This window comes from Arthrobacter sp. TmtSoilC79 (assembly GCF_059739405.1).
This window is the reverse complement of the sequence record NZ_AP046051.1, coordinates 4,002,284-4,022,410: the sequence shown is the minus strand read 5'-3', so window position 1 is coordinate 4,022,410 and position 20,127 is coordinate 4,002,284. Positions and strand designations below refer to the sequence as shown.

The 20,127-nt window shown below is 62.9% G+C and carries 19 protein-coding genes; 11 read left to right on the top strand and 8 right to left on the bottom strand.

From position 1 onward, the window contains the following. Positions 1–318 precede the first annotated feature (318 nt). Together AC6JA3_RS18380 and AC6JA3_RS18375 are read left to right on the top strand one after the other, a co-directional pair. Complete coding sequence (locus AC6JA3_RS18380; RefSeq protein WP_011773432.1) at positions 319–618, top strand: type II toxin-antitoxin system VapB family antitoxin; 300 nt, start codon at positions 319–321, stop codon at positions 616–618. A 61-nt stretch (positions 619–679) separates the two neighbouring features. Beyond that, positions 680–1,327, top strand: coding sequence for a LytR C-terminal domain-containing protein (locus tag AC6JA3_RS18375; protein WP_347781919.1), 648 nt, complete (start codon positions 680–682; stop codon positions 1,325–1,327). Between the two features lie 21 nt (positions 1,328–1,348). Here AC6JA3_RS18375 and AC6JA3_RS18370 read toward each other — a convergent pair whose 3' ends face one another. Further along, positions 1,349–2,086: a TetR/AcrR family transcriptional regulator gene (locus tag AC6JA3_RS18370; protein WP_026547596.1), complete on the bottom strand. Its 738-nt coding sequence runs from the start codon at positions 2,084–2,086 to the stop codon at positions 1,349–1,351. A gap of 41 nt (positions 2,087–2,127) precedes the next feature. Continuing rightward, positions 2,128–3,135, bottom strand: a complete 1,008-nt coding sequence (locus AC6JA3_RS18365) for a LacI family DNA-binding transcriptional regulator (protein ID WP_497920442.1) — start codon at positions 3,133–3,135, stop codon at positions 2,128–2,130. Positions 3,136–3,242: 107 nt separating this feature from the next. Here AC6JA3_RS18365 and AC6JA3_RS18360 point away from each other — a divergent pair, with 107 nt between their 5' ends. From AC6JA3_RS18360 to arfA, 7 genes are all read left to right on the top strand, one after another. Continuing rightward, a complete protein-coding gene (locus AC6JA3_RS18360; RefSeq protein WP_347781917.1) occupies positions 3,243–4,382 on the top strand; it encodes a Gfo/Idh/MocA family oxidoreductase in 1,140 nt (379 codons plus the stop codon). After that, entirely contained in the window at positions 4,379–5,215 is an 837-nt protein-coding gene (locus AC6JA3_RS18355) for a TIM barrel protein (protein WP_347781916.1), read from the top strand. Before AC6JA3_RS18360 ends, AC6JA3_RS18355 begins: the two co-directional genes overlap by 4 nt. Positions 5,216–5,492: 277 nt before the next feature. Next, positions 5,493–6,494 carry a LacI family DNA-binding transcriptional regulator gene (locus AC6JA3_RS18350; protein WP_347781915.1) on the top strand — a complete coding sequence of 334 codons (1,002 nt, stop codon included), beginning with the start codon at positions 5,493–5,495 and terminating at the stop codon, positions 6,492–6,494. 317 nt (positions 6,495–6,811) lie between these two features. Further along, positions 6,812–8,146: an extracellular solute-binding protein gene (locus tag AC6JA3_RS18345; protein WP_347781914.1), complete on the top strand. Its 1,335-nt coding sequence runs from the start codon at positions 6,812–6,814 to the stop codon at positions 8,144–8,146. Between the two features lie 36 nt (positions 8,147–8,182). Further along, on the top strand, positions 8,183–9,103 hold the full coding sequence (locus AC6JA3_RS18340; protein ID WP_026541846.1) for a carbohydrate ABC transporter permease: 921 nt from the start codon (positions 8,183–8,185) through the stop codon (positions 9,101–9,103). A gap of 2 nt (positions 9,104–9,105) precedes the next feature. Beyond that, on the top strand, positions 9,106–10,008 hold the full coding sequence (locus AC6JA3_RS18335) for a carbohydrate ABC transporter permease (RefSeq protein ID WP_497920441.1): 903 nt from the start codon (positions 9,106–9,108) through the stop codon (positions 10,006–10,008). A 65-nt stretch (positions 10,009–10,073) separates the two neighbouring features. Next, positions 10,074–11,612, top strand: coding sequence for an arabinosylfuranosidase ArfA (gene arfA / locus AC6JA3_RS18330; RefSeq protein WP_223944618.1), 1,539 nt, complete (start codon positions 10,074–10,076; stop codon positions 11,610–11,612). Between the two features lie 98 nt (positions 11,613–11,710). Here arfA and AC6JA3_RS18325 read toward each other — a convergent pair whose 3' ends face one another. Then, positions 11,711–12,409, bottom strand: coding sequence for a DsbA family oxidoreductase (locus AC6JA3_RS18325; protein ID WP_347781913.1), 699 nt, complete (start codon positions 12,407–12,409; stop codon positions 11,711–11,713). 148 nt (positions 12,410–12,557) lie between these two features. Between AC6JA3_RS18325 and AC6JA3_RS18320 the strand changes: the two genes are divergently transcribed. Together AC6JA3_RS18320 and AC6JA3_RS18315 are read left to right on the top strand one after the other, a co-directional pair. Next, positions 12,558–13,622, top strand: coding sequence for a glycosyltransferase family 4 protein (locus tag AC6JA3_RS18320; protein WP_347781912.1), 1,065 nt, complete (start codon positions 12,558–12,560; stop codon positions 13,620–13,622). Then, positions 13,619–15,754, top strand: coding sequence for an amylo-alpha-1,6-glucosidase (locus AC6JA3_RS18315; RefSeq protein WP_347781911.1), 2,136 nt, complete (start codon positions 13,619–13,621; stop codon positions 15,752–15,754). The genes AC6JA3_RS18320 and AC6JA3_RS18315 overlap by 4 nt, the downstream gene beginning before the upstream one ends. Before the next feature lie 7 nt (positions 15,755–15,761). Here AC6JA3_RS18315 and AC6JA3_RS18310 read toward each other — a convergent pair whose 3' ends face one another. The 5 genes from AC6JA3_RS18310 to AC6JA3_RS18290 form a co-directional block, all read right to left on the bottom strand. Beyond that, positions 15,762–16,292, bottom strand: coding sequence for a GNAT family N-acetyltransferase (locus AC6JA3_RS18310; protein ID WP_223944622.1), 531 nt, complete (start codon positions 16,290–16,292; stop codon positions 15,762–15,764). Between the two features lie 77 nt (positions 16,293–16,369). Continuing rightward, positions 16,370–16,762, bottom strand: coding sequence for a universal stress protein (locus AC6JA3_RS18305; RefSeq protein WP_026541853.1), 393 nt, complete (start codon positions 16,760–16,762; stop codon positions 16,370–16,372). Next, positions 16,759–18,372 carry a tripartite tricarboxylate transporter permease gene (locus AC6JA3_RS18300; RefSeq protein ID WP_347781910.1) on the bottom strand — a complete coding sequence of 538 codons (1,614 nt, stop codon included), beginning with the start codon at positions 18,370–18,372 and terminating at the stop codon, positions 16,759–16,761. The genes AC6JA3_RS18305 and AC6JA3_RS18300 overlap by 4 nt, the downstream gene beginning before the upstream one ends. Then, entirely contained in the window at positions 18,372–18,875 is a 504-nt protein-coding gene (locus AC6JA3_RS18295) for a tripartite tricarboxylate transporter TctB family protein (protein WP_347781909.1), read from the bottom strand. Before AC6JA3_RS18295 ends, AC6JA3_RS18300 begins: the two co-directional genes overlap by 1 nt. Continuing rightward, positions 18,872–19,882: a Bug family tripartite tricarboxylate transporter substrate binding protein gene (locus AC6JA3_RS18290; protein WP_026541856.1), complete on the bottom strand. Its 1,011-nt coding sequence runs from the start codon at positions 19,880–19,882 to the stop codon at positions 18,872–18,874. Before AC6JA3_RS18290 ends, AC6JA3_RS18295 begins: the two co-directional genes overlap by 4 nt. Positions 19,883–20,127 lie beyond the last annotated feature (245 nt).

Genomic DNA, 20,127 nt, shown 5'->3' with positions numbered 1-20,127 from the left:
TGCCCCCAAACCGGAACAATAAATCCAACGACTAGCATAACTGCTGTTTGAGCAACGGGAACGTCGTAGTGCTGGACGGCTTTAGGAGGTTATGTATGCCGGAGGATGCCAAGATGCACCGGTTCCTGACGACAGAGCGGGTGGCCCAGGAACTGAATATGTCAGTGAATCGGAGCAAGGTGTTGCTTGAGCCGGTGATCTGCGGTCGTCCAGGTCCGGGGCCTTGGAGCAGGAACCGGAAGTCACCTTTTGGCTACAACCTGCCTGTGCCGCGGGTCACAAGTTCCGTTAGGGCGCCAACTTCCATAGGCTTGCAGGGTGATCTTCAAAGCTGTGGGCGAGGGACGCCCGTACCCTGACCATGGATACTCGGCGCCGCGGGACTGGGCTGCCTTGCCTCCGCGCCCTATCCGCCTCGATGAACTGGTAACCACCAAACGGACCTTGGATTTGGAGGCATTGTTGGCTGAGGATTCAACCTTCTTTGGCGACCTGTTCCCCCATGTCGTCCAGTACCAGGGCGTCATGTACCTCGAGGACGGACTCCACCGGGCCGTCCGCACGGCGCTCCACCAGAGGACCGCGATCCACGCACGTGTATTGGTGATCGATGGCTAGGCGGACGGGTCCCACCAGTCCGGAGGAGCCCCCAGCAAAAAAACGTAAGCGTCCCAAGGATGTGACGCTGCTCCATGGCCACCACGTGGTCACCGGCCCGGAGCTCCGGGCCACCTTTGCCGAGGATGCCGCGGCCCAGAAGAGCCGTTTCCGGCGCCGGCTGCTCCACGGAATTGTCCTGGTGCTGCTGGTGGGTGTGATCGCTGCCGGGGCGGTGGGAGCCTGGGCCATCATGAACGGCGTAATCAAAGTCCCCACCGCGATCGCCAGTAAAGCCCCGGTGAGCCTGTGCCCCACCACCACGTTCGACTACGTTCCGAACGAAACGGTGAACCTCAACGTCTTCAACGCCACCTCCCGCGGCGGCCTGGCAGGTACCGTGGCTGAGCAATTTACTGCCCGGGGCTTCAAAGTGGCCTCGGTGGACAACAGCGAGACCGCCTACGCCGGAGTGGCCGTGGTGGTTTCGGGCGTCAAGGGCCAGGCGGCTGCGTTCAATGTCCAGCGCAACCTTGCCGGCACGGACTACTTCCAGGACAACCGTGAGGACGAGTCCGTGGATGTCATCCTCACCTCAGACTACGAAGGCCTGGTGGAACCGGAACTGGTGGATCAAACTCCGGGGAAGCTGCTGTGCCCGCGCGAGGACCTGCGTATTGCCGATAACTCCAAGTGGCCCATCATCCCGACGCTTCCAGCGGGGCAGTAACGGCAGGCCGCCGACCCTGCACTAGCCCGCCAGGGCGTCATGGATCGGTGCTTCCTGGACGGCTGCTTCAAGCCGGATCGGCCGCCCGGCTTCGTCGAAGCGTGCGCCGGCCCCGAGCTGGATGAAATGTACGGTCTGCGCAGTATGGGCTTCAACAGATGCGCGTGCTTCAACAGCTGACTTGACCTCGACGTCGGAGGCCTGGGCAGGCGCGGTAGTCCCGCCGTCGGGCGTTCGGTTGCGTCGTGCGGCGCTGGCAGACAGCGTTCCGTGAATGAGTCGAGCCAGCTGGGCGACGTCGACGTCGGGAAGGTAGCCCTGGCGGACGCCGTCTTGAAGTATGTCCTGCAGAAGGATATTGAGATCGCCCACGTGGTCCGCGAGCTTGGCAAAGGAGCCGGGGGAGAGGACTGCGGCCATGGCAGGTCCCGGGGGCAGATGGCGGCGGCTCAGGTCCTCCACTTGCGCGCGGACGTAAAGGGCCAGCCTGTCCACGGGGTTTTCCAACGCGGCCAGTGACTCCCGGAGATCAACAATGAAGCGCTCGGTCTCGTCCAGGGCGTACGCGATCAGCAGTTGTTCCATGTCCGCGTAGTAGTTGTAGACGGCGGTGCGGCCAACGCCCGCGTGGCGGGCGACGTCTGTCATGGTGAGGCCGGGGAGGCCGTGGGTGAAGAGGAGTTCACCGAAGGCAGTGAGAATCCTCCGTTGGGTCTCGGCGCGTTGGGCAGCGTTCGTGGCGGCCGTGATCCTGGGCATATAGACACTTTACAGTTATCTGTCACTAAGAGGGGGCTTTGTCAGGTGTTGCTGATTCCTTCAGGAACCCGGGCAGTCGTTTTACGAAGCACCAAGTGCGGCGTCCGGACCACGCTGCCCGGCGTCGAGACTCCTTCGATCCGGTCCACGGCGCGGCCGACGGCGGCGGCGGCAAGGAGCGGAGCGTCCTGGCTGACGGAGGTCAGTTGGACGTAGCTCAACTTGGCGAAGTGGCTGTCGTCGTAGCCAATAAATGACACATCCGCAGGAATGCTGATCCCTGCGGCCTTGAAACTCTCCATAATTCCGAGCGCCGACCTGTCGTTGAAGGCGATGACGGCCGTGGGAAGGTCAGCCTGGAGGATCCTGCCCGCGTCCATGCCGTCTTCCTCTCCAGGACCACCCGGAACAACCCAGGGGGTCAGTCCGCGCCGGATCATCTCCGCGCGGTAGGCTTCCCAGCGATTTTCCGACGAAACCGCAGTGCCGCCGTCGACGTGAACGATCCTCCGGTGGCCCAAACTCACCAAGTGGTCAACGGCCATGGCGATGCCGGCTTGGTCGTCGCTGCTGACCGAATCCACAGCCTGCCCCACGTCGTCACGCAGAAGGCTTACCACCGGCACCGAGCGGGCGTGCAGCGAGAGATCTTCCATGCCAAGGGTGGGGGCTATGACGATCAATGCCTCGGCGCCCACATCCAGCAGGGTCTCGATGGCGCGGGCCTCAGGCCTGCCGTTGGCGACGGCGCTAAGAGTTATTTCATAGCCTTTGGCCGACGCCTCGGCATAGGCGGCATCAACAATTTCGGCATGAAAGGGCTGCGCGGTGGAGAAAGAGAGGCCCAGGAGCTTGGTCCGGCTGCTCCGCAGCAGCCTTGCACGGGAGTCTGCCCGGTATCCAAGGTCATTAGCTGCCTGAAGCACCTTTTGCCGGGTGGATTCGGCCGCTCCGGGAGCTCCCCGCATGACGATGGACACCAGGGCGCGCGAGACGCCGGCCGCTTCGGCTACGTCCATCAGGGTGGGGCGGCGCTGCAGTTCTGACATATTTCCTCCAGTTGCAACCAGTGTATAGAACGATCTAGACGGGACGTCAACCGCATGTCAATATAGTCGAACTAGAACGATCTAGATGAACATCTTCAGGAGCTACCATGGGATACCTTCAGCATCCGGTCAGTGAAGACCGGCCCGTTCGCATTGGCCTGATCGGGGCGGGGTGGATTGGGAGATTCCACGCCGAGTCCGTCGCGCGGCGCATTCACAATGCCCGACTGGAGGCAATAGCGGATCCGTCCCTTCCCGCCGTCGAGGCCTTAGCCGACCGCCTGGACGTCGGGAAAATCAGCACTGACCCCACCGATGTCCTGAATGACCCCGAGGTGGACGCTGTTCTCATTGCTGCTCCGGCCCGCTTTCATTCCGGGCTGATAGCCGCGGCAGCGCGTGCTGGAAAGCATGTCTTCTGCGAAAAGCCGGGTGGCCGGACCCTGGAAGAACTCGACGAGGCTATGGAAGCGGCAGAGGCTGCAGGCGTGGTGGTCCAGTTCGGTTTCAACCGGCGCTACGCTGAGGACTTCGCTGCCGCCCGCAGGTTGATTGACCAGGGGGCTGTGGGAACCCCGCAGTTGCTGCGCTCCTTGACCCGTGATCCGGGCAGCCTGGAGGGGATTGCCAATCCTGAGCGGATTCCCCCGGGCACCATCTTCCTTGAGACCCTCATTCATGACTTTGACACCTTGAACTGGCTGAACCCGGGGGCTGTCCCCGTTCGCGTCCATGCCGTGGCTGATGCGCTGGTAGCCCCTGAAGCAAAGGAGGGTGGGCTGTTGGACACCGCCGTGGTCACCGTGACCTACAGCAATGGAGCCATAGCCGTGGCCGAAGCCAACTTCAACGCCCTCTACGGCTATGACATACGGGGAGAAGTGTTCGGCTCCGCCGGAATGGTGACGGCCGGAGGCCCCCAAGCCAGCACGGCTAGGAGCTACACGGCCGCCGGTATCCATTCGGATACGGTCCGCCTGAACGTAGACCTCTTTCATGACGCCTATACGGCCCAACTGGCGCACTTTGTGGATGCCGTCAAGGCGGACCGCGACGGTAGTGAAGCCGCGGCGGGGGCTGCCGCTGGAACCGTCCGCGCGGCCGGTGCGGTCGACGCACGGAACGCGCTGGCTGTTGCCCTGGCCGCCTCCCGTTCGGCTCAGACAGGGCTGCCTGTTGAGGTGGCAGCAATTGCCTTACTGCAGCCGGCGGAGCCTGCACTTCTGAACGTAGGAGGAAACGCGTGAGTTTCCGCCTGGCTGCCTGCGCCGAAATGCTCTACGGGGAGCTGCCCTTGACGGAGCGGGTGGAAAGGATTCACGGGCAAGGCTTCGAGGTGGAGTTGTGGGACACCCGCGGCCGGGACATCGCGGCTTTGGCATCCACGGGAGCCCGGTTCTCCTCAATGAGCGGCTATTTTGGCGGTAGCCTCACCGATCCTGAAAGCGCCGATGAAGTGCTGGCATCGGCGGAGAAGTTAATTCCGACTGCACTGGAACTCGGCATCGAGCGCATGGTGGTCCACCCTGCGGAACTGGGCGAGGGTGGCCGGGCTGTCCGGCCCGTTCATCGTTCTACCGGCGAAATGTGGCTGACGGGCAGGAGAACCCTTGAGCGTTTGGGGGTGTTGGGTGAAAAGTACGGGGTGGTTTTCGCGTTGGAGAACCTGAACACCGTCCTGGACCACCCGGGAATCCCGTTGGCGCGGGCCAAAGACACCTTGGCGCTGGTCTCGGCGGTTGATCACCCCCACGTCAGGATGATGCTGGACCTGTATCACGCCCAAATCGGCGAGGGGAACCTGATCGAACTGGTCCGGGCGGCTTTGCCCTGGGTGGGAGAAATACAGGTGGCCGACGTTCCAGGCCGGTGCGAACCGGGGACAGGGGAGATCAACTACCCGGGCGTCGCGGCTGCTCTCCAGGACGTCGGGTATACGGGCGTCGTCGGCCTGGAAGCGAATGCCGCCGGAGGAGCCGGCGTGGACGCAGGCGATGCGGCACTCGCTGCCTTCCGCGCCGCCTTCGAGAGCGCGGTCTCCGAGAGCGCGGTCTTCGAGAACGCAGCCTCCGAGAACTAGGCGGCAGCAGCGGCCCGGGTCGGCTGGCGGAACGTTTGCTCCGCCAAGGCCGGCCAATGCGGAACTGCGCCCATGGCCGGCCAATGCGGAAGGGCGTCACTGCGTCCATGGGCGTGCGGGCAAAGAAGCGCGTTCCCGGTCGGCGGGGTGCAGCCTTAGTGAGCGGGGGAGCGCGGTCTCCGCGGGCGGGGAACACGGACTTCACCGGCGAAATTCGCGTAGCATCAAGGAACCCGGTCAATCGCATCGCCGGTCAACACTGCTGCAAGGGGGCGTATTGCGCGCAACGGTCAAGGACGTAGCGCGCCGTGCGGGGGTTTCGCCTAAAACGGTCTCAAACGTCATGAACGGGATCGTTCCGGTCAGTGGTCCCACCCGGATCAGGGTGGAGCAGGCCATGCAGGAGCTCGACTACGTACCCAACCTTTCGGCGCGCGGACTGCGAAATGGCCGGTCGGGTGTTATTGGCCTGGCGCTGCCGGACCTTGCCACCCCGTTCTCGGCTGAACTTGCGCAGAGCATTGTGGAGGTTGCCCACGCCCAAGGGTTCAGCGTTCAGATCGAGGAGACCGGCTCCGACCCCCACCGTGAGCATGAGCTGATGACCCGCGCCCGGGCCAACCTCATTGATGGGCTGATTCTTAATCCCGTGGTGCTCAAGGAGAGCGCCGTTCAGATGGGTGTGGCTTTGCCTCCGGTGGTACTGCTGGGTGAGGTTACCCAGCAACTGGCCGACCGCGTCTTTGTGGACAGCTTCGCCGCAGCACGCGATATGACCCTGGCCTTGGCCAGGCCCGGCCGCCGGCGTATCGCTGTTCTGGGCGTCAACCGGGGAAGGCAATCAGCCACGGCGATCCAGCGGACAGGCGGCTATGAAGCCGCGCTCCAAACACTGGGAATCGCCAAGGATGAATCGCTGATGATCTCTTGCGACAGCTGGACGCCCGCTTCAGCCGCGAAATCACTGGCGGAGTATTTGGATGCCAATCCTTTGCCCGAGGCACTGTTCTGTTTCACCGACTCCATGGCCCTGGGTGCCTTGAACACGTTGTGGAAAAGGGGAGTCCGCGTTCCGGATGACATTGCCGTGGCGGGTTTCGACGACGTGATCGACGGGCGTTTTGCCGTGCCTTCGTTGACCACCGTCTCCTTTGACAAGCGAGCCATTGCCACCCAGGCCCTGCGCCTGCTGACTGAGCGCATGTCCGACAGGTCCCACGGGCAGCGTTTGGTTGAAATCGACTACACCATTGAGGAACGGGACAGCAGCAAGGGCTGATCCGAGAGTCTTCCACTAAATTGTGTGCGCTAACAATTTTCTCTTGCCCTGCCTATTACAACGATGTAATGTGAGACCTGCGTCACCCCCGGGCCACCAATTACCCGAAACGGGGACGCACCGGAGCCGGACTTTATGCAGCGCAGCAGTGCAGCGGCGAAGCAGTTGCAGCAACTACACAGGCGCGCAACGCGCTGCAGCAACAACGCAGGCACGCGACGCACTTTTGCCTGCATTTTCAACACGCATTTCAATAACGCATTCAACAAAGCAATGCAGCAGTGACCTTTCAGCGGACCCATCCAAAGGAGTGACGGGTGAAGCAGTTTGAATCTTTGACCGGGAAGCGGTTGTCCCGGAGACAGTTATTAACAGGTTCGGCCCTTCTTGGCGGAGGCCTCCTGGCCACCGGCCTCACGGGCTGCGGAGGAGCGGCCCAGGCGGCAGCGGTACAGGACATCGCTTTCTGGCACCTCCTCTCCGGCGGTGATGGCATCAAGATGCAGGCCATGATCAGCGCCGCCAACCAGGCCAATCCGGGCTTCAAGGTGCACCCCACAGTGCTCGCCTGGGGACCGCCCTACTACACCAAACTGGCTATGGCCTCCGCAGGTGGCCGTCCTCCCGAGGTAGCCATCATGCACGCAAGCCGGGTTCCCGGATATGCACCGGGCGGACTTATTGAGCCGTGGGATCTGGACCTGCTGGCGGAGAACGGCGTTACGGCGTCCGATTTCGCCCCCAGGATCTGGGAGAAGAGCCAGCATGACGGCAAGGTCTTCTCCATTGCCTTGGACTCGCACCCGTTCGTCATGTTCTACAACACGGACATTGCAGGAAAAGCCGGTGTCCTGGGCAGCAACGGGCAACTGCAGGAAGTGAATTCTCCGGACGAGTTCAAAGCCATGGCCTTGGAAATGCAGAAGGTCACCAAGGCCCACGGGTTGTCCTTCGGCTACCTCGGCAGTGGATCGCAAATGTGGCGTTTGTTCTACACCCTCTACAAGCAGCACGGCGCGGACATGGTGCTCACACCAGGCCGGCCCATGGAAGTGGATCGGGACGCGGCCATTGAATCGCTGGAATTCATGGCATCCCTGTTTGATGACACCATCGCCGCCCAGGCCGGAGACATCAGCACTGGCATCGCGGAGTTTGCCCGCGGCGGATCGGGGATGCTGTTCAGCGGCGTGTGGGAACTGCCCACCATGAAGAAGGCCGGAATACCTGTGGACGCCGCCACCATTCCTACCCTCTACGGGACGCCGGCCTCCTACGCTGACTCGCACTCCTTTGTACTCCCGCGCCAGCTGAACCTGGACGAGGACAAGCGCCGGGACGTCTACAAGTTCGTCACCGATGTCCTCAAGGGATCACTGTCCTGGGCGGAGGCCGGGCACATCCCGGGTTACCAGCCCGTGGTCCGGTCCCAGGCGTACCGCGAGCTGACGCCGCAGATCCACTACGCCAACGCGGCGGACATCATCGCCTACGATCCCGAATCCTGGTTCAGCGGATCCGGCTCGGACTGGCAAACCTACTTCGCGGAGACGGTACAGAACGTCCTCCTGGGAAGGGACAAGGCAGCCGCAGGGTGGGATGCCTTCGAGCATCGCACCAACACCCTCCTCTCCCGTCCCAACCCGGTTTAGCCGGACCCCGTACCGAGCGAACAAAGGAGTTCTTCAATGAGTACCTCTACGCTGTCCCGGCCGAGGCCGGAGAATCTGCGCAAATCCGGGAGCCGCACCCGAAGCAACCTCAGCGGCTGGGGATTCGCTGCACCATTCCTCGTCTTCTTCCTTGTTTTCCTTGTTTGGCCCATAATCTACGGCTTCTACATGAGCCTGACGGGCAAATCCCTCACTGGCGCCAATGACAACCTGATCGGTTTTGCGAACTACGCCGAAGCCCTGGCCGACGCCGATATGTGGCGGTCCCTGGGCAACACCCTGTACTTCACGGTGATCAGCACTGTTCCACTTGTCCTCGTGGCCCTTGTCATGGCCGCGCTGCTCAACATCGGACTTCCGGCCCAGTGGCTGTGGCGGCTCTCCTACTTTGCGCCCTACCTGCTGGCCTCCACGGTGGTTTCACTGTTCTTCACGTGGATGTACAACCCGCAGCTTGGCTTGATCAACGAGTTCCTGACAGGAATCGGGCTCCCCAGGGTTGCCTGGCTCAATGACCCCAACGTGGCCATGTGGGCGATCGTGATCGCCACGCTCTGGTGGACTGTGGGCTTCAACTTCCTGCTGTACTTGGCGGCCATGCAGAACATTCCCGCCCAGCACTACGAGGCCGCTTCCTTGGACGGCGCCGGAGCGTGGCGGCAGTTCTTTTCCATCACGCTGCCGCAACTGACCCCCACCACCGTAATGATCGTGCTGCTCCAGATCCTGGCATCGCTGAAGATCTTCGATCAGGTGTACCAGATGACCGCCGGCGGTCCGGGAGGATCCACCCGCCCCGTGGTGCAGTACATCTTCGAAACCGGGTTCACCGGATACCGGCTGGGCTACTCGGCAGCCATCTCCTACATCTTCTTCGGACTGATCGTGGTTGTTTCGGTCATGCAGTTCGTCATCACCCGCCGCAGGAGCGCATAGCCATGGCAACCCCTACACTGACCCGTCCCGCACCCGGCTCCACCACCGCCAGGAACCCCAAGCTCCGCCAGCCACGCAAGAAGCTGACAGTTGGCAGGATCGCTGCCATCGTCGTTGCAGCCTTCATTGCAGTGCTGTGGCTGATTCCTTTCGCCTGGGCCACCGCCACCGCTTTCAAAACCGAAACGGACGCCGCAGCCCCGGACGTGACCTGGCTGCCGCCGTCGGGCTTCACCCCCGACGCGTTCGTCAAGGTGTTCCAGGACGGCAACATCCCGCTGTGGACCTGGAACTCGCTCTACACCTCGGCGGCCATCACGGCCATCACGCTGGTGATCTCCGCGCTGGTTGCCTATGCGCTCTCGAGGATCGACTTCAGGGGCAAGAAGGTGCTGATGACAGTGATCATCGCGTCCATCATCATCCCGCCGCCCGTATTGATCATTCCGCTGTTCTACCAAATGCTGGCCCTGCACCTGATCGATACCTCGTGGGCGATCATCCTGCCCCAGGTCATCCACCCGGCTATGGTGTTCGTGCTGAAGAAGTTCTTCGACCAGATCCCGCGTGAGCTCGAAGAAGCGGCCATCATGGATGGCGCCAGCCGCCTGCGGATCTTCACCCAAATCATCCTGCCGTTGTCCAGGCCCATCCTGGCCGCCGTCGCGATCTTCGTTTTCATCGGCGCGTGGAACAACTTCCTGTGGCCGTTCATCGCCACCAACGACGGCAACCTGCTCACCCTGCCGGTGGGCCTGCAGACCATCAAGAGCGCCTACGGCATCCAGTACGCGCAGAATATGGCGTCCGCACTGCTTGCCGCGCTGCCGCTGATCGTGGTCTTCCTGTTCTTCCAACGCCAAATCATCAAGGGCGTTGCGACGACGGGACTCGCCGGAACCTGACCGGCACCTTTTAGCCAAGCAAAAGATTCAGAACAACGGTTTTCAGAACACAACCAAGGAGATCCATGTCCCGCGCACGCATCACCCTCGACCGCGACTTCACCATTGGCGAGGTACCCCGACGACTCTTCGGCTCCTTCGTGGAGCACATGGGCCGCTGCGTCTACACCGGCATCTACGAACCCGGACACCCCGAAGCCGACGAGAACGGCTTCCGCCAGGACGTCCTGAAACTCGTCAAGGAACTGGGCGCCACCGTCATCCGGTACCCCGGCGGCAACTTCGTCTCGGGCTACAACTGGGAAGACGGGATCGGTCCCCGCGACACCAGGCCGCGCCGGCTCGACGGTGCCTGGCACACCGTTGAAACCAACGCTTTTGGCCTGCACGAGTTTGTGGACTGGTCCAAGCAGGCCGGCACCGAAATCATGGAAGCCATCAACCTGGGCACCAGGGGAGTGGAGGCTGCCCGGGAGATCGTGGAGTACGCCAACCACCCCGGCGGCAGCTACTGGTCCGATCTCCGCGCCAAAAACGGCCACAAGGACCCGTTCGATATCAAGCTGTGGTGCCTGGGCAACGAGATGGACGGGCCCTGGCAGATCGGCCACAAAACCGCAGACGAGTACGGCCGTCTGGCGCAGGAAGCCGCCAAGGCCATGCGCTTTGTGGACCCCTCCCTTGAGCTGGTAGCCTGTGGCAGCTCCAACTCCGGAATGCCGACGTTCGGCGCCTGGGAACAGACGGTCCTCACCCACACCTACGAGGAGGTGGACTACGTCTCCCTCCACGCCTACTACCAGGAACACGACGGCGACGTCGGCAGCTTCCTGGCTTCCGCCGTCGACACCGACTACTTCATCGAGTCAGTGATCGCCACGGCAGACGCAGTGCGGGCCAAGGGCAAGCACAAGAAGCACATCAACCTGTCCTTTGATGAGTGGAACGTTTGGTACCAGCGCGGCCTGGACACCGAGGACCAGCCGCATAACGTGATCAAGGCCGGTTGGCGTGAGCACCCGCGCGTGATCGAGGACAAGTACAACGTCACCGATGCCGTGGTGGTGGGGACGCTGCTGAACTCGCTGCTCCGGCATGGGGACCGCGTGAAGATCGCGAACCAGGCGCAGTTGGTCAACGTGATCGCGCCGATCCTCTCGGAGGAAAACGGCCCGGCGTGGAAGCAGACCATTTTCCACCCGTTCGCCCGCATGGCCGAACTCGCCAAGGGCCAAATCCTGCGGCTGTCCGTGGACTCGGACAAGTACTCGAATGCACGGTTCGGCGACACGGACCTGGTGGATGTCAGCGCTACGTGGAATGAGGAAACGGGCCGCGTGGCACTCTTCTTCGCGAACCGCGGCCTGGAAGAAGCGGCCGACGTCGAGGTGGCCCTGCGCGGTTTCGACGCCCGGCAGGTGCTCCGCGCCGAAGTCCTCGAAATTCCTGAGGGCGGCGACCGCCTGACCATCAATTCCCAGGATCAGCAGGACCGTGTTGGCCTGACGGCCCTGGAAGGAGTGAAGGCCACCGGGTCCGAACTCCGCCTGACGCTGCCCGCGCTGTCCTGGGCCGTCGTCGAGCTTGACGTGGTGAAAGGCTAGCCCCGTACCCAACTGAGAGACAGCAAACGTCGCTATGAGCACTCATAGCGACGTTTGCTGTTACCTGGTTGGGCTAACGCCCGACGGCGGTTGGCTGGCTAGATCGCGCAGCCGTCCGGGCCGCAGGCCTCGGCGTCCGGGGCGCCCACGGGGATCAGCGGGTTTGCTTCCTGCCATGCCTGGTTCAACGCCTGGCTGAAGAGGTCTGCGGGCTGGGCGCCGGAGATGCCGTACTTGCGGTCGATGACGAAGAACGGAACACCGGTGACACCGATGGCGCGGGCCTCGTTAATGTCCTGGGTGACCTCTTCGGCGAACCTGTCGGAGGTGAAAAGCGCGGCAACCTCATCGGCGGGCAGCTCAAGGGCGGCGCCGAGTTCCGTGATGTACTCCTGGTTGCCGATGTCCTTGCCGTGCTCAAAGTGGTCGCTGAGCAACTGCTCCTTTGCGGCATCCTGGCGGCCATGGGTAGCGGCAAGGTGGATCAGGCGGTGGGCGGTGAAGCTGTTGGCCACCACCACCTTGTCGAAGTGGTAGTCCAGGCCCTCGGCCTTGGCGGTCTCGGTGACATGGGCGAACATCTGCTTGACCTGCTCCGGGGCCATGCCCTTGCGCTTGCTCAGGTAGTCCAGCTCCGTGCCGTCATAATGCTCGGGGAGGGAAGGATCCAGCTGGTAGCTCTTCCACTCGATGTCCACGGAATCGCGGTGCGGGAACTGTGCCAGCGCAGTCTCAAAACGGCGCTTGCCGATGTAGCACCACGGACACGCGACGTCTGACCAGATCTCAATCTTCATGCTTTGGTCAACCCGTTGCGCCGGCTGAGCATTCCTTACACGGCTGTTATTTTGCTCACCCGTTGCCGTCCGGTCGCAGCCCTCATACTCTTGGAATGGGTTATGAAGCCAGCCCTTGGACTGGGGGTTTTTGCGCGGAGGCTCCAGCATGCGCATCGGACTCATCGTTGGCCCGTGGTTTACCGTGCCACCGGAAAAATATGGCGGAACAGAGCGCGTAGTTGATGCCCTCGCGCGGGCACTGGCGGATGCGGGACACGATGTCCTGCTGGCAACCGCCTCGGACAGCACCTGCCCGGTGCCCCAGGTACCCGGCTTTGGCCCCTCAGCCCCGGAGGAACTGGGACAGACCTTCAGCGAACTTGGGCACGTCATCCGGGCCTATGCAGGGATGCAGGAGGTGGATATCATCCATGACCACACCCTGGCTGGCCCGCTCTACGCCCACCGGCCACCTGGTATTCCCGTGGTTACGACCATTCACGGGCCGTTATCGCCCGTGTATACACCGCTCTACCGGGCCATGGCACAGGACACCGCCATCATTGCGATCTCCCACGATCAATGCAGCAGGACCCGGGACGTTCCGGTAACTGCCGTCATCCACCACGGGATCGACCTGTCCGCAGTGGGCGTGGGCCGGGGCGCCGGGGGATATGCCTGCTTTGTGGGCCGCATGTGCCCGGACAAAGGACTCCTTGAAGCGGTGGCCGTTGCCCGGGAAGCCGGAGTCCCCCTGAAGATCGCGGCAAAGATGCACGCCAAGGACGAGCAAGAGTACTTCCGTGACGTGGTGCGGCCGGCCCTGGGTCATCAGGAGGAGTTCCTGGGAGAGCTCTCGGATCCGGAGAAATTCGAGCTGATGGGCGATGCGCTCGCCCTGATCAACCCCATTCAGTGGCATGAACCCTTTGGGTTGGTGATGATCGAAGCACTCGCCACCGGAACCCCTGTCCTGGCAACGCCGATGGGTGCCGCCCCGGAGATTGTCCGGCATGGGATCACGGGCTTTGTGGGGTCGCCCCGCGAGTTGGCGGCCTGTGTTGAACGGGTTCCGTTCCTCAGCCGGGATGCCTGCCGGCGATCAGTGAAAGAGTCCTTCAGCTCAGCACGAATGGCTGCGGACCACCTGGACCTCTACGCCAGAGTCATCGAAGAATTCAAGGAAAAGGCACTTCCGGACGGGAGCCTGTTGCAAGAGAATCAGACATGACCGCTTGGAACGAAGACACCGAAGCCGGAGCGTCAGAGCTCGGTGCCGTTACCGTCGTCGAAGGTTCATCCTTCTGTATTTCCTCGCACTCGGGCGATATCCACGGGGGCGGCTCCCAGGGTTCCTATTATCAGGACACGAGGATCGTCTCGCGCTGGATCCTGCGGATCAACGGCGCGCTCAGGGAACCGCTGGTGGCCCGGAATCCCACAGCCTTCCAAGCCGAATACGTGGGCCGGGCCTGCTCTGCGGACGGCCGGTTCGACAGCCCACTGGTGGTGCAGCACCAACGGAACGTGGGCGCGGGCCTGCGGGACGACATCACCATCAGGAACTACTCCGGAATGGACGCCCCCTGCGAGGTTGAACTGCTGCTCGACGCCGACCTGGCGGACCTTTTCGACGTCAAGGGTGGCCGGACCAACAAGGCCGGGGCACCCACCAGGAACGTCCACGGCCATGAACTTCACATCGATTCCCTGCACTCCAGCGGACAGCGGCGGGGAGTAGCCTTCAGGGCTTCCGGCGCGGCGGTGTCCGAGGATGGTTTACGGTTCCACGTCAGCATCCCCGCGCGCAGCCAGTGGTCCACCAGCGTGATCGCCCTTCCACTGGTGAACGGTGAAGGGCCAACTGATCCCTTCACCGAAACCACACCGCTCCACCACACCCCAGGGGTCCGCCGCCACATTGCGTGGGAAGAACACGTCCCCCGGATCTCGGTGACAGACACCAACGTGGAAGAGGTCCTGGAACGGAGTCAACGTGATTTGGGCTCCCTGCGCATCTTCGATCCCGCCCATCCCGACCGCGTAGCAGTGGCAGCCGGGGCGCCCTGGTTCATGGCACTGTTCGGGCGCGATTCGCTGTTGTCCTCCTACATGTCCCTCATGGTGGATCCACGGCTGGCCGCCGGAACCTTGCAAACACTCGCGGCCCTGCAAGGCAGCAAAGTGGATGCGGACTCCGAGGAAGAGCCCGGCCGCATGCCCCACGAAGTCAGGCTCGGAGTGACTGCCGGTTTGTCCCTCGGTGGGACCGCCTACTACGGGACCGCGGACGCCACACCCCTGTTCGTCTCCACGCTGGGCGAACTGAGCAGGTGGGGACTTGGCGCGGACATCATCGACTCACTCCTGCCGCACGCCGACCGTGCCATCGAATGGATGGAACAGTACGGAGACCGCGACGGCGACGGCTTCATCGAATACCAGCGGCCCAACGAGCACGGACTCGTCAACCAGGGCTGGAAGGACTCCTGGGACGGCATCAACTTCGCCGACGGCCGCATGGCCGAGACGCCCATAGCCCTCTGCGAGGTGCAGGCCTACGCCTACGCGGCCTACGTGGGCCGCTCGCTGCTGGCCCGGGCGGCCGGGGACACCGCCGTCGAACGCCGTTGCGCGGACCGGGCCGAAACGCTGAAAGAGGCCTTCAACGAGGCCTTCTGGCTCCCGGACCGCGGCTATTTTGCGCTGGCGCTGGATAAGGATAAGAAGCCCGTGGACTCGTGCACCTCCAACATGGGGCACTGCCTGTGGGTGGGCATCGTGGACGAGGACAAGGCGCCGCTGGTGGCCGAGCGACTGATGTCCCCGGAAATGTTCACCGGATGGGGCATCCGCACGTTGGGCTCCGACATGGGTGCGTACAACCCCGTCAGCTACCACAACGGCTCCGTATGGCCCCACGACACGGCGCTCGCCGCCACCGGACTCATGCGATACGGCTTCGTAAAGGAAGCCAGCCGGGTTGCCAGCGGATTGTTCGACGCCGCCGAACACTTCGGCGGTCAGCTCCCCGAACTCTTCTGCGGCTTCGACCGGGGAGACTTTTCCGAGCCGGTCCCGTATCCGACGGCGTGTTCCCCCCAAGCGTGGGCGGCTGCGGCGCCGGTACAACTGGCCCGGATCCTGTTGCGGTTCGATCCCGACTTCACCAGGAACGTGCTGCACCTGGCCCCGATTCTGCCCGACGCGTATGGGTCCTTTCGCGCGGACAACGTGCTGCTGGGGAACTCCCGTATTACCGTTCAGGCCGCCGGTTCTTCCGGGACGGTGACCGGACTGCCGGCAGGGCTCGAGCTGCGGTCAGATCCCAGGCCGCCGTTGACGGGGGAGATGTTCGGCTAGCTGATTTTCAGAGCCGGTGTTCCATCACGTAGTCGTGTTCCACGGTGTTGCCGAGCTTGAATGACTTGGTGCCCACCCGTTGGAAGCCGCTCTTCTCGTAAAAGCGGATGGCTTTCGCGTTCTCGCTGTTGACGCCCAGCCACACGCCGGCTGCGCCCCTGTCCGCGGCGTGGGCCAGTGAGGCCTTGATGAGCTGGGTTGCTGCACCCTTGCCATGATGGTCGGGGTGGACGTAGCACTTGCTCAGCTCCGTGGAAGGGAGCGCGGAAAGCACTGCGGCGACATCGGGGTCGCTTGCCGGCTTGGCAATCAGCATGGTGTACCCAGTGAGCTGACCGTCGTTATCGAGAACCAGGATGGTGATGTTGGCGTCGGTCAGGTAGTCCTTGAAGTTGGCTTCGCTCAGCGTCTTTTCCAGGTGGGCCTGGATATCCGCCGGGGACGAGCCGGGCGGGCACGCCAGCGGGAAGGTGACGGCCGCAAGCTCAGCCAGCTTCCCGGCGTCGTGCGTTGTTGCGGTACGGATGGTTTCAGTCACGTGGGTCCCCCTTGGATTTTTTACACAGCAAATGCCCCTAAGAAGGAATCCTAAGGGCATTGGCTGTATGAAAACTCCTAGTCGGCTTTGACCGCCAGGACCGGGCAGTCCGCCTCCAGCAGGATCCGCTGGGACACGCTGCCCATGATGAGCTTGCCCACCGGGCTGCGGCGGCGGAGACCGATGACAATCAGCCCGGCGTCGTGCTCTTCGGCTGCGTCCAGTACCTCGGCTGCCGCATCATGGCCGCGGATGGGCTGCTTGATGATGTGCTGGATGCCATGCTCCGCCAGCCGGTCCTCGATGCTCTGGATCTCCGGTTCCTGGGCATAACGGTTGTCCACCAGGGCATCACCCTTGGAGGAGTTGATGACCAGCAGGGTGTCGTTGCTTTTCTTGGCCTCGGCGATGGCTTGCGTCAATGCCGCTTCGCCTTCCGGCGTGGGGACGTATCCCACCACGATGGTCATGGTTTCTCCTGGTTCCGGTGGGTTGTTGTTGTCGGTTCGATGGGTGCAGCCGTTGCTGTTTCCACGGGAGCTGCCTGCTCAGGTGGTCCTGCGAACTGCTCGGACGGTCCTGCGAAAACTGCTGCAGGGCGGTTCCGGCGGATGAGCCTGAGGACCAGCGGCCAGGCCAGGATGATCGCGATGATGACGTAGATTCCGATGGCGATCGGCTCACTGAAGAGCCCTGCCGGGTCGCCTGCACTGAGCTGCAGTGTCTTGCGCAGCTGGCCTTCCAAACGGGGGCCAAGGATGACGCCCAGGATGAGTGGCAGGACGGGGAGGCCGAACCGCCGCATCATGAAACCAAGTGCACCGAGGACCAGCAGGATCACCAGGTCGAACGCCTGCAGGTTCACCGAGTAGGCCCCCAGGGTGGCGAAGAACAGGATGCCTGCGTACAGGTACGGGCGGGGGAGCTGCAGGAGCTTGGCCCACAGGGGTGCCAGCGGCAGGTTGATCAGCAGGAGCAGGAGATTGCCAATGAAAAGGCTGGCAATCAAGGCCCACACCAGGGGTCCCTGACTGGAAAACAGCTGCGGTCCGGGCTGGATGCCATAGGACGTGAACGCTGCAAGCATGACGGCGGCCGTTGCGTTGGTGGGCAGGCCGAGCGCCAGCATGGGGGTGAGAGTGCCTGCCGCCGCTGCGTTGTTGGCAGCTTCCGGCCCGGCTACACCCTCAATGGCGCCGTGTCCGAATTCTTCGGGGTGCTTGCTGAGGCGCTTTTCCGTGACGTAGGAGAGGAAGGTGGGGATCTCGGCGCCGCCCGCGGGCAAAGCCCCAAACGGGAACCCAAACACTGTGCCGCGAAGCCACGGCTTCCAGGAACGCTGCCAGTCCTTCTTGCCCATCCAAGGACGGCCAACCGGAATGATGTGCAACGGGGTACGACGCAAGTGGGCGGCTACCCAGAGTGCCTCGCCCACGGCGAAGATGGCCACGGCCACCACCACAATGTCCAGTCCGTCAGAGAGCAGCGGAATGCCGAACGTGAGGCGGCTTTGACCCGTCACGGAATCGAGGCCCACCAAGCCGATAGCCAGGCCAAGGCCCAAGGAGGCAAAGCCGCGCAGCCGTGATTTGCCCAGTACGGCAGTGACGGCCAGCAAGGCCAGCATCATGATGGCGAAATAGCTGGGGGAGCCCAGGCTGACGGCGAACTTCACAACGATCGGCGCGCAGACCGCAAGGAGGGTGGTGCCGATGGTGCCCGCCACGAACGAGCCGATGGCCGCCGTCGCAAGTGCCTGGGCGGCGCGACCCGCCTTGGCCATCTTGTTGCCTTCAATAGCGGTGACCACCGACGACGATTCCCCGGGAGTGTTTAACAGGATGGAGGTAGTGGAGCCGCCGTACATGCCGCCGTAGTAGATACCGGCGAACATGATGAAGGCACTGGTGGGTTCAAGGGCGTAGGTGACCGGCAGCAGCAAAGCCACGGTCATGGCCGGGCCGAGTCCCGGAAGGACACCGACGGCGGTGCCCAGGATGACGCCGATCATGGCGTACATGAGGTTCAAGGGGGTCAGGGCGGTGGAAAAACCGTCCATCAAGGAGGACCAGACGTCCATCAGAGGATTCCTTCCAGGAGCCCGGCCGGCAAAGCAATGCCCAGGCCGAGGTAGAAGCCGTAGAAGGTGAGCAGGGAAAGCGCCACGGAGATGATTCCGTCGCGGATGTACCGGCGGCTGCCCAAGGCAAGGACGCTGCCCCAGAACAGGATGGTCCCGGAGATGACCCAGCCGGCCCAGTCGATGAGCAGGATGTTCAACAGGAAGGCGCCGGCCAGCGGAAGGATGGTTTTCCAGTCCGCAGGGTGGGTCAGGTCCACATCCTCGCCTTCTTCGGCTTCACCTTTGCCGCCACGGAGGACGTTGACGGCCAGCATCACAGCGCAGATCAGGAGAATCCCGGCAACAATGAACGGGACAGTCTTTGGACCCACGGGGTCCGATTTCGAGTACGGGGTTACCAGGCCGTTGGCGTCCAGGAAGACGAGGACCCCAACCACGCCGAGCAGGAGGGCTACCCCCAGCTCGGCGCGGCCTTTCAAGCCTGTTGCTGGAGAGCTCACGCCAAACCAAGCTTGGTGAGGACGTCCGCCACCCGCTTGTCCTGGTCGGTCAGGAAGGTCTTGAACTCATCGCCGGTGACAAAGGCATCGGTCCAGCTGTGGGTCTTCAGTGCTTCCTTCCAGCCGGCAGACTCGTGCATCTTCTCGAGTGCGGCAATCAGGGACTGCTTGTCGGCATCGCTGATGCCGGGAGGGGCCACAACGCCGCGCCAGTTGCTGAACACCAGGTCAATGTTGGATTCCTTGAGCGTCGGGGCATCCACGCCTTCAAGCCGCTTCTCGCCGCTGGTGGCAAGGACTCGGACTTCTCCGGACTTGATCTGCTCCAGGTACTCGCCGGCACCCGAGGCTGCAAAGCCGAGCTTGTTGCCCAGGATGGCGGGAAGGAGATCGCCGCCGCCGTCGTAGGAGACAAAGTTGACCTTGGTGGCGTCAATGCCCACAGCACCTGCCAACTGCATCGGCAGAAGGTGGTCCGGGCCGCCGGGGGAGGAGCCGCCGCCGACGGAGATGGAAGCGGGATCGGCCTTCCATGCCTTCACCAGATCATCAATGGTCTTGTAAGGGGAGTCCTTGCTGACCATGATGGCGCCGGGCTCTTCAATCAGCTTGGCCAAAGGAGTGGTGTCCGTCAGCTTGGACTGGGACTTGTTGGTGTAGCTGGCACCCACAACGCCCAGGCCCATGAGCATGGTGAGGTCGCCATTGCCCTTTTCGTTCACCACACGGGCCAGGCCCACTGTGCCGCCTGCACCGGCAAGGTTGAACACCTCGGTGTTGTTGGCGATCTTCTCATCGTCCAGGACCTTGGCCGCTGCCCGTGCGGTGGTGTCATAACCGCCACCGGGAGTATTCGGGACCATGATCTGCAGGCCGGTGATCGGTCCGGCAGCAGCGCCGGAGCTTTCAGTACCGGTGGAGCTCTTACCTGTGGCACCGCAGCCGGTGGCCATCAGGGCGATGCCGGCGGCGACGGCGGCGATTCGCAATGCGCGGATCTGGCGCATGGTGTTCCTCTTCTCATCATCGAAAATTCGGTGCAGGGCAATCAGCGTTGTGCCCCGTTGATTTGATGCTAGGTCCGCACGTGACGGCTATCACTCTTGTGTTCGCAGTGATCTTTAAGTTCATTGCGTTCACGGTCTTCGAAGGCCCCGTGGAGCTCTGGGGTATAGTTCCGATACGCCAAGCGGAGCAACCCCGGACCACTCCTTACTCCGGCGCCATCAAAGGATTCAGCAGTGACTCGACT

Excerpts from the sequence above, each read along its gene's own strand:
- AC6JA3_RS18370 (WP_026547596.1), bottom strand. The coding sequence starts at position 2,086 with ATGCCCAGGATCACGGCCGCCACGAACGCTGCCCAACGCGCCGAGACC.
- AC6JA3_RS18365 (WP_497920442.1), bottom strand. The coding sequence starts at position 3,135 with ATGTCAGAACTGCAGCGCCGCCCCACCCTGATGGACGTAGCCGAAGCG.
- AC6JA3_RS18360 (WP_347781917.1), top strand. The coding sequence starts at position 3,243 with ATGGGATACCTTCAGCATCCGGTCAGTGAAGACCGGCCCGTTCGCATT.
- AC6JA3_RS18340 (WP_026541846.1), top strand. The coding sequence starts at position 8,183 with ATGAGTACCTCTACGCTGTCCCGGCCGAGGCCGGAGAATCTGCGCAAA.
- AC6JA3_RS18335 (WP_497920441.1), top strand. The coding sequence starts at position 9,106 with ATGGCAACCCCTACACTGACCCGTCCCGCACCCGGCTCCACCACCGCC.
- arfA (WP_223944618.1), top strand. The coding sequence starts at position 10,074 with ATGTCCCGCGCACGCATCACCCTCGACCGCGACTTCACCATTGGCGAG.
- AC6JA3_RS18325 (WP_347781913.1), bottom strand. The coding sequence starts at position 12,409 with ATGAAGATTGAGATCTGGTCAGACGTCGCGTGTCCGTGGTGCTACATC.
- AC6JA3_RS18320 (WP_347781912.1), top strand. The coding sequence starts at position 12,558 with ATGCGCATCGGACTCATCGTTGGCCCGTGGTTTACCGTGCCACCGGAA.
- AC6JA3_RS18315 (WP_347781911.1), top strand. The coding sequence starts at position 13,619 with ATGACCGCTTGGAACGAAGACACCGAAGCCGGAGCGTCAGAGCTCGGT.
- AC6JA3_RS18305 (WP_026541853.1), bottom strand. The coding sequence starts at position 16,762 with ATGACCATCGTGGTGGGATACGTCCCCACGCCGGAAGGCGAAGCGGCA.
- AC6JA3_RS18300 (WP_347781910.1), bottom strand. The coding sequence starts at position 18,372 with ATGGACGTCTGGTCCTCCTTGATGGACGGTTTTTCCACCGCCCTGACC.
- AC6JA3_RS18290 (WP_026541856.1), bottom strand. The coding sequence starts at position 19,882 with ATGCGCCAGATCCGCGCATTGCGAATCGCCGCCGTCGCCGCCGGCATC.